The sequence below is a fragment of the Paenibacillus sp. FSL K6-2524 genome (genome assembly GCF_038005525.1).
GTDB classification, from domain to species: Bacteria; Bacillota; Bacilli; order Paenibacillales; family Paenibacillaceae; genus Fontibacillus; species Fontibacillus anaericanus.
In genome coordinates this window covers 343,873-358,199 of record NZ_JBBOSP010000001.1, presented here as the reverse complement: position 1 = coordinate 358,199, position 14,327 = coordinate 343,873, and the positions used below count along the sequence as shown (strand labels likewise).

Below are 14,327 nucleotides of genomic sequence, written 5' to 3'. Positions count from 1 at the left end.
TCATCTATGTTGCTAAAATTTGCATTCATTATAGTTTAAAGGAGTTATGTAAAATCAATTACGGTAGTTTTGTAAATCATTTGTAAAGTAGCTTACATAGAGATTATAGCTAATGCAAAAAAAGACCACCTTATGAGGCGGTCTCACTAATAATATGTAGGGAATGGGTGCTGAAACCTAAAATAAAAATGCCCCAAACCGCTAGGTTTGGGGCATTAAGCTCTGAATTATAGTTTTACGACATTCTCGGCTTGTGCACCGCGGTTGCCTTGAACGATATTAAATTCAACGCGTTGACCTTCGTCCAAAGATTTATAGCCGTCTCCAACGATTGCGCTAAAGTGTACGAATACATCGTTACCGCCCTCAACTTCGATAAAACCAAAACCTTTTTCTCCGTTAAACCATTTCACTGTGCCTGTTTCCATAATTATTACCACCTAATTAAAATTTACATGACATTCTTATCTTTTGAAAAATAAAAAAATTCACATATGGTACAAGGTTATTAAATCTAGAATAACCCTCTACGCTATGCGAATTACTTAGGTCTCTATCTCAATAAACTTATTATAGCACATCTTTGCCCATTAAGATACTCATCTGAGGGTATGGGGTAAAATTGGAAGAAGACACCCTCTCAGGTGTCTCTTCAATATGTTCCTTATTTCTACATTTACACTCGTTTGAATTCGATCCAATCGATCTGCAGTCCTGGTTTGACAAAGTCAAACTTCAATTCATAAAGACCAGCTTCCAGCTCAATTTTCACAAGCTTCTGCCTGATCCATCTGCCGTCTGTCCCATTCGTTTGAATGGTCGTCATCAACTGATCGTTTAGTGTCACATTACAAGCACTTTGAGCTAAGTTAGTATCCGGGGACATAATATTTACAATGATCCGGTATAGGCCAGACTGATCTACGTCCACAATAGTTGATCCATTTACAACTGGTGTAACCTGTGATGTATTCTCGGATAATAACTGAACTTGATCCGACGAAAGAGATGGATTCGCCTTGAATTGAATGACCATTTCTTCAATCTCTTGTTTTCTAAAAAACACAGGTGCACGCATGATAAACTCGCAAATATTTATAGCGCTGCGTTGCAGTTCTCCACGGGTTAAGGAACCATTTTCTAAAGATTCAATCGTATTGTCTTCTAAGGAATTAATTTCTGCGCCATAATTATTGACGACCATATACAGATCATTCTGTGCACGAACCATCGCGTTCGTATATTTCACACTAGGAGAGCCTCCGTGAACCACATCATTCATTACTGCCCACCAATCTGTCATGACGATGCCATTAAAACCCCATTCTTCGCGAAGAATGGTAGTGTTTAAGTCATAGTTAGACGCGGCCCAATGCCCGTTGATAGGATTATAAGAGGTCATAATCGAATTCGCGCCGCCCTGCTTTACTGCCATTTCAAACCCTTTCAGATAAATCTCCCGAAGAGCGCGCTCAGAAACGACAGCATTTACCTTACTGCGGAATTTCTCCTGGTTATTGCAAGCGAAATGCTTCAGGGTAGCATTAGAACCGCCTTTCATAATACCACGAGTACATGCTGTCGCAAAAATACCCGTGATTAACGGATCCTCTGAAAAATATTCAAAGTTGCGCCCATTAAGCGGACTACGTCTGATATTCAAGCCAGGTCCAAGTAATGCGTCAATGTTGTTGCTTAATAATTCTTGACCTTCCATGACATAAAGCTCTTCGACTAGTTCAGCATTCCAAGTTGCTGCTAGCAAGGTTCCAATCGCAACCTGAGTCGCCTTCAGTCCGCTATCCATACGAATTCCCGATGGTCCGTCTGCTGTACATGCTACTGGAATTCCGTAATTCAATAAACTGTCGCTAACACCTCCAAAGGCCGAAGCCGTACCCGGTGTAACCAAAGGACTGCTCATGCCCTCTCCTCTGACAATGGTAGCCAGATCTTCATCACTCAGTTGGGCGATAAAAGCTTCCATAGTTACCTTTTGGTCATAAACGTCTTGTAATTTATAGCCTTTGTCGTCTGTTTGCTCCAAGGACTTGGGAAGATTTCTGTCGATCCGATCCGCCAAAGAAATCTCTCGAGTTGGTACTTCGGCAGAGGTGAGTTCATATGAACCATCTTCCTTCCGCGCACCCGGCTTCATTCTTGCAAAGCCTTCTGTCGGCGCCAATGCCTCCTCCAATTGCTCCACGACTTGGAGTGTTTCCACAACGAAACCTCTTTGTCCTTGAATGCCTACGTCCACTAGATTTCTGACACTGTTTCCGACATAAAAATGATAGATCCCAGCTTCCAGGACATATGCAGAAGGATGCCCTGTCACGCCACTATCATCATAGGACGCCATAGAATGAACAGGGAAACTCACCGTAAGTCGCTGCGATTCACCCGGTTCAAGGATTTTTGTCTTACCGAACGTTGCCAAAGCTTTAGCAGGTTGCCCCAGCTTTCCTTGCGGCGCTTCATAATAGACCTGAACGACCTCTTTACCTGCAAAAGTTGTTCCAATATTCTGTACCGTTATGCTTAGTTCGAAGTAATGTTCTCCTTCTTTGGTGACCAGAATGGCCTCCTCAGGCTCGATCGAAAACTCCGTATAGGATAAACCAAACCCGAATTCAAACTGAACTTTATCCGGACAAAACGTCTCAAAATATCGATATCCTACATAGATATCTTCTTCATAAACGCTCGTAAATTCATGACCATAATTGCGTGTTGATGGATAATCCTCGATTGAATAAGCAATCGTATCGGTTAATTTCCCACTAGGTGTGACCTCTCCCACCAGCACGTCGGCAATCGCATTACCACCCTCCATGCCACCCTGCCAAGCGTAGATGACACACGAAATCGGGTGAACATAACCTTCATCATTCATCCAACTCATATCGATAATATTCGATACATTCAGCACCACAATGGTTTGATCAAAATAAGTAGTCACCTGCTTCAGCATTGCCTTTTCTTCTGCGGTTAATTGGTAGCTTCCCGGTTCATTGGCATTATCCTGATCTTCACCCGCTGTACGTCCAATCACAACAATCGCCTTGTCCGATGTCTTTCGTGCCCTTAACACCAGTTCAGCGGTTAAAGGCATCTCTTGTTGATGCCATGGCTCAGCAGCCCAACCGCCACCACCATTATCAAATGGATTCTCCTCAATCCACTTTTCATATACAGCCGCTAATTCTTCGTTAATGGTTATATTCTTCTTACTTCGAAGACCATCTAATAGATTAGTTGTATGGGTAACATGAACACTACCACCCGAACCTGTACCACTACGATAGTAATTAACCTGAGTTCTACCAAAGATTGAAGCGCTTTCGTTATTTCGAAGCGGAAGAATCTGCCCTTCATTTTTTAGCAAAACAGCACCTTCTGCGGCTACTTTTCTGCTAAATGCTGCAAAACCTTCTAGCGGAACTCCTAGCATCTGTATACTCATGCGTTACCTCCTGATTGTCATTTCCATACCTAACTTAATACTTCTATATAAAGGTACCTCATCCCTTTCGAAAGTTCTACTTTTCCTCGTACTGGTGCATTATCCCATTAGTTTCAGTCTACAATTTATTGAGTTCTTCATACGGCCCTATGAGTTAAGTTATTGCATGCTTCCAATCTATGTGATAGCATTCACATGCATACGTTTTTTAATTAAAAATACATAGGGGGATTCACATCATGAAAAAAAAGTTTTCCATTCTACTAGCTGCTTCGTTGGCTCTAACTATGCTTGCAGGCTGCTCTGGTAACGCGAAAGAAGATGCCGCTGCAGGAAACTCTGCAAATACAGAAACGAAAACAGAAGCGTCTAATGAAGCAACTAACAACGCTGAGGTCGCTGCAGGAACGATTACAAAGATCGGTCTTGGCACAGTCACTAGCATTGGTAAGTCGAAAGACAAAGAGGGCGACACAGGACCTGTTGGTCAAGTTGACACTATTATCGTTGCAGCTGCATTCGACAAAGACGGTAAGGTTGTAAAGGTTAACATTGACAATGCACAAACAAAAATAGAATATTCTGCTGATCTTCAGCTATCAACAGATGTTAATGGCGAGTTTAAAACTAAGGTGGAGCTTGGCGATGAATATGGAATGAAGAAAGCGTCCTCCATCGGCAAAGAATGGTATGAGCAAGCGAAGGCACTTAGCGACTGGATGGTAGGTAAGTCCATCGACGAGATTAAAGCAATGAAGACTACAGCCAAAGATGATTCTCACCCTGCTGTTCCAGATGAAGCTGACTTGACTTCTTCTGTTACGGTATCCGTTGAGGGCTACCTTGCAGGTGTTGAGAAAGCTTTCAACAATGCAGTAGAAGTTAAAGGTGGAGCTGAGAAGCTTGGTGTAGGTCAATCTATTTCGATCGGGAGTTCCAAAGGATTGGATGGAGACAAGACTCCAACTGCTCAAGTAGATACAACAATCGTAGTTGGTGCATTCGATAAGGACGGTAAAGTTGCAGGTACAATTATCGATACTGCACAAGTAAAGATTAATTTCGATAAAGATGGTAAAGTAACATCAGATAAAGCAGCAGAACTCAAAACTAAAGTTGAGCTTGGCGCAGAATATGGCATGGCTAAAGCATCTTCTATCGGTAAAGAGTGGTTCGAGCAAGCAAAAGCACTTGGCGACTGGATGGTAGGTAAATCCGTTGACGAAATCAAAGGAATGAAGACTACAGCTAAAGATGATGCTCACCCTGCTGTTCCAGACGAAGCAGACTTAACTTCTTCTGTAACAATTAGTGTACAAAACTATATTGGTGGTATTGAAGAAGCTTTCACTAAAGCCAACTAATCTCGATATGCATTAGCAAGCTAGTTGAAAACTCCCCCATATTACATGGGGGAGTTTTGTCTGACTACGGACTTACACTTATTCTGTATAGTGTGCTTGTATTAGAAATAACAGCAAGAAATGGAGGCACAGTATGCGCATTCAATTAAAACGTTGTCTATATCTGTTTATGACCTTTGCGATAGTAACCGTTCTAGCAGGCTGCACGAATAAGTCGAACACGGCAATTGAAGAAGCCAAAGTAGAATCCTCGCAATATGAGAAGTATAGCGATTCGATGTTTGATTCTTTCGATACTCTTATTCAGGTTGTGGCTTACACGAAGAGCGAGGCGGAGTTCAAACAATATTTCGAGCAGATCCATGACAGGTTTCTTGAACTGCACCGCTTATATGATATTTTCAATAGCTATGAAGGTTTGAATAACATCAAGACGATTAATGATCAAGCAGGCATCGCCCCTGTAAAGGTAGCGCCTGAGATTGTGGAGCTTATTCAGTTCTGTAAGGATTGGTATGTGAAAGCGGGGCCTGAAACGAACATTGCAATGGGCAGCATGCTTAGCATATGGCAGGATTATCGGGATATGGCTTCCTCGAATCCCGCGGAGGCTAAGCTGCCGCCAATGGAGGAGTTACAGGCTGCCGCAGTTCATAGCAATATGGATGATATAATTATTGACGAAGAGAATAGCACGGTGTATTTAGCCGATCCAAAAATGAGTTTAAACGTTGGTGCCGTTGCTAAGGGTTATGCGACTGAAATCGTTGCTCTTGAAATTAAAGAAGCAGGCCTGCAATCTGCGATTATTAGTGCAGGCGGAAACGTGCGAACGATTGGAAAGCCATTGGATGGTGTGCGTGAGCGATGGGGGATTGGATTACAACATCCTGATCGCCTAACTGTAACAGCAGAGGAAAATTTGCTTGATACGGCTTTTATAGAGGAAGCCTCGGTTGTTAGCAGTGGCGACTACGAGCGCTATTATATGGTAGGCGATAAGCGTATCCATCATTTGATTGATCCGAATACGCTCATGCCTGCCGATTATTATCGAGCAGTAACGGTCGTGACCAAGGATTCCGGCTTGGCTGATTTTTTGTCCACCGTGGTATTTATCCTACCTTTTGAGCAAAGCTATGCCTTTGTTGAATCAATGGAAGGGACAGAAGCCTTATGGATGTTGAAGGATGGGACGATTAAGCTTAGCACCGGTATGGGGAGCATGTTGAAGAGCAAGAATGCTTCTTCTATGGATTAGGACAAGGGATACCTTATGGATAGGATTCATAAATAATAGTGCCCCAAACATAATGTTTGGGGCACTTTGCCTATTTCCTGCATACTCCTGACTTTAAGCTATAATATATTGGGTAGAATCAATTATATTATACATAGTCTCAATTGATTTATACGTTCATTTGGAGGGGTTTATCATGCTTTATCAGGATTTCAGAAGAGCGAACGCCCTGCTCAATCAACATATCTCGCAAATTACCGCGGATGAGGTTTCTTTCCGCATTCATTATTGGGGATTTATGCCCTCTCACTACAACAACTCGCTACACCGGCATTCTTTTTTCGAAATCTGTTATGTACTTGAAGGCAACGGAGAATACTCAGACAACGGAGTCGATTATCCATTGCAGGAAGGTACCTTATTCTGTTCAAGACCCGGTATATGGCATCAAATCCGCAGTGAGCAGGGCCTTACATTGTTTTTTGTTGCTTTTGAAATCGATGAATCACGTACTTCCGAAACTTATTCCAGGAACTTTCGAAGCTTGATTCACCGTGGCAAAATCTTAGCTGAACCAAAGGACGCCAGCATCTCCGCTCAGATTTGGCAGACGATCTTCAGCATGGCCGAAAGTAAACATTCCGTCTCCAAAGATATGCTGCAGCATCTTGTCCTATCCCTGTTTCTTTCCTTTCTACATGGACTCTCATCCATTCCAGACCTAAGTGTGGATTCTCTGGATGAAGATACCGAGGAACACCGCCTACTGAAGCGGGCTAAGCTATACATTAAGGATAATCTGTCTTCCTCTTTGAGCATTGAACATGTCTCACAAGAACTAGGTATCTCCTCACGGCATTTATCAAGATTATTTCATTCCCAGTTCGGTCAGACATTTGTACATTATGTTCAAGAACGAAGAGTTCAAAAGGCAAAAAAATGGCTACTTAACAGTGAAATCGCCATTAAGGATATTGCCAAACGTACTGGATTCGATTCGGTTCATTACTTTACTCGTGTATTCACAAAAAAACTGGGTGTCGCCCCGGCCAAGTTTCGAAAATCCCAGTTCGCGGACGGAAGGCAAGATAGGAAAGAAACATAACTCCACGAATTCCATCACTTAACTCCCCACCCACTACTATGTCCGAATTGTACAAAAAACAGGGGTGTATTTCTAAAGATTTAAAGCCGAAAACTTCTTACAATGAAGCTATTCATTGTAAGGAGTGTGACTTGAATGTTTCAGAAAAGACCTGTCAATCCTGTACGCGTTCATCATCCAATCCCACCTGGTTCAGAGGCTCCTTTTGCCGAGCCAGGGTTACAGCATGGGTTCGATGCAATTATAGCTCCCATGGTTTCGTTGGCCGAACAGGGTCTACGCCATATCATACGTGTTGCCTTCGACGGCACACATGGAGCCCATTTTCAGTCTCTTCTCCAAAAAACTCTGGAAACCCTTGAGAACAAGGGGTATACGGTCCTTGTAATGGGAACCAATAGTTTCGTAAATACAAGTGAAAAACTACGCAGACATTTTAGACAAAATATTACTGATAACCGCTCGTTCGGGTATTTTACAGAAGGAACGATCGAGGATTATTTCAGGCCCTATGCGAAGCATGAGTCCTCTATAAGTATGACTGATGTTATTGAAGCTAATCAAACACCCGGATTTCCCACATTTATCATAACGTTTGGACCAGGTGCATATTGGCTTGGTGAGGGGAAATTCGACATTACCTATTTCCTTGATGTCTCTCGTGAGTACCAACAAGCGGAGTACAAACAAGGGCTACTAAATTTCGGTTTCAGTTGGAACCGAGATGATGTGGAGAAGTACAAAATATCCCTTTTTGTGGAATGGCCCATTTTCGAAACCTATCGTAAGAAGATTCTGGATTATGTCCATTATTACATCGATATGAATCAACCAAGCGAACCGGTTCTGACAACAACTTATACGCTGCGCCAAATGATCTTAAACGTTGCCAAAGCACCCATGCGCGTCAAACCATTCTTTGCACCTGGTGTCTGGGGAGGTCAATTCCTCAAGGAATTCGCCGATTTGCCGGAGAACTGGGCCAATTGTGCATGGAGTTTTGAACCCATCGCCCCGGAAAACTCGATCATTTTGGAATATGAAGATAAGCAAATTGAGCTCCCTTTTCTCACCGTTATGCATTATGAGCACCCAAGTATCCTCGGAGAGCGACTCGTTAAGCTATTCGGCGATTATTTTCCGATCCGCTTTGATTATCTCGATACCATTAATGGTAGTAACTTGTCAGTCCAGGTCCATCCGAAACAGGAATACGTTCGTAACCAGTTCAACGAGTTTATGACGCAGCAGGAATCCTATTATATTATGGAGAAAAAGGGCGATACCACGGTCTACTTAGGTCTGACTGAACAATGTACCAAAGAAAGGTTCTATGAAGGCGTGCAAACCGCTCAGGAAACCGGCGTCCCGATTCAGTTAACAGACTATGTAAATGCCTATGCTGCGGAAAAAGGGGAACTCTATCTAATTCCTACAGGAACTGTACACGCATCCGGCAAAGGTAACTTAGTTCTAGAAATCTCATCCACCACATGGTGGTTCACCTTTAAAATTTATGATTATCTCCGTAAAGGCTTAGATGGTAAGCCGCGTCCGATTAACATCGACCATGCGTTCGAGAATATTGACTTCTACAAAAAGTCAGCATGGGTAGAAGAAAATCTGATTCCAATCCCTACCCTGCTTCTAGCTCAAGGGGACAACGAGGAGTATGTATTAGGCCAGCGTGATGACTTACTGTTCTATGTACACCGGGTACACTTGCATAATACATGGAAGGATAACACGGAGGATGAGATGGTCATGTACAATCTGGTTGAAGGTGAACAAGTCCGGATCGTTTCATGTGTGGATGAATCCATTTTTGTAGAGTTCAGCTATGCTGAATCTTATATTCTTCCTGCTAGCTTCGGAGAGTATAAGATCATCAACCTCGGGAATAAACCGTGTAAATTAATTAAAGCCGGGGTATCTAAGGCTTGGGATGTGAGCCTACTTGAAACATAACATCGTCATTGCACTTGATGTGGGAGGAACGTTCATCAAAACATGTATTGTGGAGAATGGCCTCACCCTATTAGCTAGTCAAAAAGAGTTTCCTGCTCTTGCAGATCAAGACAAAGAAACGATTCTCGCGCAAATTATGAACATTTTCAAAACCCAATATGAGTTCTATCATTCACACTTCACCGAAAATGAGCCGGATTGCTACTGGCATATTGGATTGGCATTTCCAGGTCCATTCGACTATAAACAAGGAACTTGTCATCTCCAAGGACTGGGTAAATTTGAATCTCTATATGGAATAAATTTAAGAAAAGAATTCCAAGAACGATTTGAAAAAGTAGACGACGCATGGGCGCAGCGACTGCAAAGTGCGGAAATCCGTTTTGAGAATGATGCTAGGCTTTTTGCGCTTGGTGTAAGTCTAGACTTCCCTGAGGATCGCTTTATTGCATTGACTTTGGGTACTGGGCTCGGTTCCGCCTTTATCGATCAATCGCAGGTTAACTACTCTTTCCAAGGCATCCCTCCCAATGGTTGGTTGTACAATCAACCCTATCAAAATGGGATCGTAGATGATGCTTTCTCCAAAAGGGGGGTCCTGCAGCTTGCAAAAGATCTGGGGGCATTCCAGCCGGGAATGGATGTGAAGGAACTTGCTGAATCAGCGAGACTTGGCAGTGGTCCCGGTAGAGAGGTTTTCTCCGAGTTTGGTAAACGTCTGGTAGAAATGCTCGACCCGTATCTTAAACTATACGAGCCAAACCTCATTGTTCTTGGAGGACAACTTTCTAAAAGCTATGATTTGTTTGGCAACGCCCTTCAAGATCACATCCATTCGCAACAAGTTCAGAAAGTTCAAATTTACACTTCGGACAACATGCTGAGACATACATTCATAGGGATTTCGCGTATGTTTGAAAAATGAAGTCGAGGCCCGGATCATGTTATGCAATCCATAATTAACCCAAAGGGGAGATTTAAATGACAGTCCACAAACCATGGAAAATTTATGCGATACATCATTCCCACACAGATATCGGCTATACGGAGCGTCAAGAGAAGATCCAGCAATACCATGTAGATTTTATCCGCCAAGCCCTGCATATTATACGTGAAATTCAATCCGGGCGTCGTCCAGAATGGACCGGATTTAAATGGGAATGCGAGACCTTCTGGCCAGTAGAAACTTTTCTGAAGAAAGCAAGCGAACAAGAGAAGTTAGAATTTGCAGAGGCCGTCCGCCGAGGCGATATCGGGCTTTCCGGCACCTATCTCAACATGAGTGAATTGATTGGAAAAGAACTATTTGAATCGATGATTGAGCGCATTCGCAGTTATGGAGAATCGATTCAAGCTCCAGTGACATCCGCTATGACTGCCGATATTACCGGATTCAGTTGGGGATATGGTCAAGTGTTGCTGGATGCAGGGATTCAGAACTTAACAACCTGCATTCATACGCATCATTCCATGTTTCCACTGTGGAAGAAGCAACAACCATTTTGGTGGGAAATGCCCAGCGGAGAACGGCTACTGACATGGAATGGCGAGCATTATATGTTCGGCAATGATCTGGGCTTCATCCCGGGGATTGGCGGCTCCTACACGACTAAAGATGAATTTGATACTAGCAAAGGCGTTACCTTTGAGATAGCAGAGGCACGAATTCACCGTTATATCGATCGCTTAGAGCAAGACGGCTATGCATTCCGTTTTGCACCGGTTATGTTCTCTGGCTTGCCAACGGATAACGGCTCACCGAATCCGCAAGTTATGGGATTCATTGCAGAGTGGAATGCCAAGTACGGGGAACAGATTACGATTGTACCTGCTACCTTGGAGGACTTCTTCGCTGAGGTCCGTGAACATGCTGCGGAACACCCCGAGGACATTCCTGTGCATCGCGGAGATTGGCCGGACTGGTGGACAGATGGTGTAGGTTCGACGCCAAAGCATGTGCAGGTATTTCGCGAAGCACAACGCGTATATCAAAAGGTAAAGCGATTGGATCCTAATTGTGAAATCGTATCGCCGGAATCCATGAAGGACATGGAATACCAACTAACGCCTTTTGCAGAGCATACATGGGGTTATCATTCATCGGTTACCGAACCTTGGAATCCGTTTGTCCAAGAATTAGGTCTGCGCAAAGAAGCTTTTGCAGCAAATGCTAGCACCGCAGCACATCGCGCGCTATATGACATTCTTGAGCAAAAGGGCGACGCACTTCTATCTCCTGATCGTCCGATGAAATTTAAGCTGCATAACCCTTTCGATTATGTTCAGGAGGATTTCGCTCAGCTCATTATGGAAGGCTGGTATTACGATCTCATTAAAGACGGATTTGAAGTCCGCGATGCAGACAGTGGTGAGATATACACATCTCAGCTCAACCGTGCAACACGAGGCGTTATTGTAAGCATTCCCGTTACACTCCAGCCTGGAGAAGAGAAAACCATTCATATACTGGCTGTTAATTCAAACATAAAGAAAACCGCAACTTGTAACGATTATGTTGGATCGGACCGCATGATGGATCTGGATATAACTAGCAACGAGCAAACATTTAAGGTGACATCCACCTATATCGATACGCCGTTCGTATCCATCGAATGGTCTAAGGGAGCAGGTATTACATCTTGGGTAGATAAGCGTACGAAGAAGGATATGTTGCGGCAGGACCGTAATCACCATGCCTTTACACCGGTGTATGATGTGACCCATGCAGCCAATGTTCAAGAGATGTATGAAGTGCGGCGGAAAATGGGACGTAATCGAAAAGGTCCCGATGCGGTTATTTCTACTGGTGTCCTTACCAAAGCAGAAGTCATCTCACAAGGTGCTGTATTTGGTACAGTCCAACTAACATTCGAGGTAGCAGGTTGCTCGCATTATTCTTTGCTTGTTACGGCATATGCAAATCACCCCCGAGTGGATGTGGCAGTCCGTTTACACAAGGATAGCGTATGGGACCCAGAAAATTTATATATTTCGCTTCCTTTCGGAGGTCCAATTACGAGTGGAACTGAGGAACTGTGGATCGATAAAATGGACGCTCTAACGCGCCCTCGCAAAGATCAACTGACGGGCAGCTTGGCAGATTACTATTGCTTAGGCGAAGGTGCCGCTTATATAACAGCCCAAGATGGTGTTGCTATTGCCATGCCAGACACACCTCTCATTCAACTCGGCTCGTTAAATCATCAGTTCCGCCTGCTGAATGGAGATCCCAAGCTACAGCAAGATCCCGGCCATTTATATTCTTGGGCGATGAATAATTATTGGGAGACCAACTTCTCAGCCACCTTGGGCGGATTCTATGAATTCCGATATCTCGTAGCTTGGAGTGAACAATATCAAACGCCCGAAGCAGCGATGAATGCTTGTCGCAGTATGAATGCTGGTATTTTAGCTTGGAGAATTCGCTAATCTGTTGATCTCAATCCGCTCATATTGGAGCAATAATGGTTAATGTCCACACAACCTGTTCATGATCGCAATATAATATCTCTAGGATCGCTAACATCGTTTGTTCATCAGACTGTTGTACGTTGTATATATGATTAAGAGTGGGGTTGGTGATATTCTTATGATCTATACAGCTCTTGGAGATTCCATTACGTTTGGGGAAAATGCCTCTTCTTTGGCAAAGGCTTATCCCCAATTGACTGTAGCTACTTTGAATTCAGACTCATGCAAGGTTCGTGGGTTTGTTCTGGCTCGGCCAGGGTGGAGTAGCTATGATCTATTGGATGCTGTGATATGGCGTGGGTCCCCTTTAATCAGTCATTCCTCTGTTGTTTCTGTATGGATCGGAGGGGTGGATTTAGCCAACGCGGCACTAGCTTCAATTAAAACTAAGAAACCACTAGCAGTAAAGCACTTTGTAACCAGCTATAGACGTAACTTAAGTACCATTTTTACTCGAATAAAAAAAGGAAGTCGTGCTCGGATCATTTGCTGCACGCAATACAATCCATTTCCGAACAGCCCTATTGCAATTGAATCAATAGCCCAATTTAATCGTATGATAAACGAGCTAGCCCTTAGTTATAATGTAACTGTAGCTCCCACTCATAAGTGGTTTGAAGGAAAACAGGCTGGTCTTATTCATGGCTATCAAAAAGGTAAGATTGAAGATGCGTTGAGCGGAAATCTACCCATCCATCCCAATGACCGGGGGCATCAGGTTGTTGCAACAGGGTTGGCTCCATATCTTATGCCACGCAAATAGGCCTTCATCAAATCTATAAATAGCGGTGCTAGGGAGGTTATCCCTACACCGCTATTTTGGATTTTCGGTTACTGCTGCCTTCTTGAGCGATCAAAATTTCAGCCGCTACGCGGTTTCAATCTTAAATTTGGATCGCAATTTGAATGACATACTTATCTGGATCCCCAACAGCTATATAACTAAGTAAATCATATTCGTATGCGTTGCCCGTAATAGTCAAGTTATTCGCAGCAATATATGACTTTAGCTTCTCATAGGATGTCGGTAAACTTTCATAAGATCCCTTGTGATTCATGATCACATATTTACCCTTTGGCTTGATATGAAGTAGTTCCCCCTCATGTTTATAGCTGATTTTATTGCAATAATAATCGGGATCATAGACACCTTCCTCTACATTGGTTCTGCCAATGATCGAACCGATAGAAAAGTCATATTCGATATGGTGTTCGTCGCAATAATCAAAGATCCCATATATTTTTCGAACATGGTCCTTTTCACCAGCTTCCTTCGAAAGTCTAACCGCAATGAAATACTCTTCCTCACATTCCTCAGTCCAAGGCTCTCCACAATTAACTTGAAGCGCCCGGTGAGTATTATCAACGGCTCCCTGTAAAAGCCTCTGCATGCGTTCTAACTTTCTTTGCTCCTCAACCAACTCCTGCTGCTTTTGCTCGATTAATGTTAAAAAATGCGATGTATTCTGATTCTCTATATATTCCTTTATCTCATTCAACGACGTTCCCGTCTCTTTCAAAACCGCAATAATATCAAAGGTATAAAACTGCTTGTAAGAATAATAACGATAACCATTTTCCTTAACAATCTCCGGTTTTAATATACCAATGTCATCATAATGGAATAACGTATGCTTCGTTACCCCACATACCTTAGCGAATTCACTCGTCGTAAAGTATTGATCATAATCCGTAGACATTTAAATTCACCCC

At 43.1% G+C, this 14,327-nt stretch carries 10 protein-coding genes; 7 read left to right on the top strand and 3 right to left on the bottom strand.

The features are described from left to right. Positions 1-227: 227 nt before the first annotated feature. Entirely contained in the window at positions 228-428 is a 201-nt protein-coding gene (locus NST85_RS01625) for a cold-shock protein (RefSeq protein ID WP_127194483.1), read from the bottom strand. A gap of 248 nt (positions 429-676) precedes the next feature. After that, positions 677-3,466, bottom strand: a complete 2,790-nt coding sequence (locus NST85_RS01620; protein WP_341188355.1) for a glycoside hydrolase family 3 C-terminal domain-containing protein — start codon at positions 3,464-3,466, stop codon at positions 677-679. A gap of 239 nt (positions 3,467-3,705) precedes the next feature. Here NST85_RS01620 and NST85_RS01615 point away from each other — a divergent pair, with 239 nt between their 5' ends. The 7 genes from NST85_RS01615 (at position 3,706) to NST85_RS01585 (ending at position 13,377) form a co-directional block, all read left to right on the top strand. After that, a complete protein-coding gene (locus NST85_RS01615) occupies positions 3,706-4,830 on the top strand; it encodes a hypothetical protein (RefSeq protein WP_127195165.1) in 1,125 nt (374 codons plus the stop codon). 133 nt (positions 4,831-4,963) lie between these two features. Continuing rightward, positions 4,964-6,091, top strand: a complete 1,128-nt coding sequence (locus NST85_RS01610) for an FAD:protein FMN transferase (protein WP_211350335.1) — start codon at positions 4,964-4,966, stop codon at positions 6,089-6,091. 175 nt (positions 6,092-6,266) lie between these two features. Then, entirely contained in the window at positions 6,267-7,175 is a 909-nt protein-coding gene (locus NST85_RS01605; protein WP_341188354.1) for an AraC family transcriptional regulator, read from the top strand. Between the two features lie 135 nt (positions 7,176-7,310). Beyond that, positions 7,311-9,143, top strand: a complete 1,833-nt coding sequence (locus tag NST85_RS01600) for a class I mannose-6-phosphate isomerase (RefSeq protein ID WP_341188353.1) — start codon at positions 7,311-7,313, stop codon at positions 9,141-9,143. Continuing rightward, a complete protein-coding gene (locus NST85_RS01595) occupies positions 9,133-10,068 on the top strand; it encodes an ROK family protein (protein WP_127195168.1) in 936 nt (311 codons plus the stop codon). The genes NST85_RS01600 and NST85_RS01595 overlap by 11 nt, the downstream gene beginning before the upstream one ends. Positions 10,069-10,124: 56 nt before the next feature. Continuing rightward, positions 10,125-12,572 (top strand): glycoside hydrolase family 38 N-terminal domain-containing protein, encoded by a 2,448-nt coding sequence (locus NST85_RS01590; protein WP_341188352.1) that lies wholly within the window; start codon positions 10,125-10,127, stop codon positions 12,570-12,572. A 160-nt stretch (positions 12,573-12,732) separates the two neighbouring features. After that, positions 12,733-13,377, top strand: coding sequence for an SGNH/GDSL hydrolase family protein (locus NST85_RS01585; RefSeq protein WP_127195170.1), 645 nt, complete (start codon positions 12,733-12,735; stop codon positions 13,375-13,377). Between the two features lie 121 nt (positions 13,378-13,498). Here the strand turns inward: NST85_RS01585 and NST85_RS01580 are convergent, their stop codons facing one another. Further along, positions 13,499-14,314 carry a MerR family transcriptional regulator gene (locus NST85_RS01580; RefSeq protein ID WP_341188351.1) on the bottom strand — a complete coding sequence of 272 codons (816 nt, stop codon included), beginning with the start codon at positions 14,312-14,314 and terminating at the stop codon, positions 13,499-13,501. Positions 14,315-14,327: the final 13 nt, after the last annotated feature.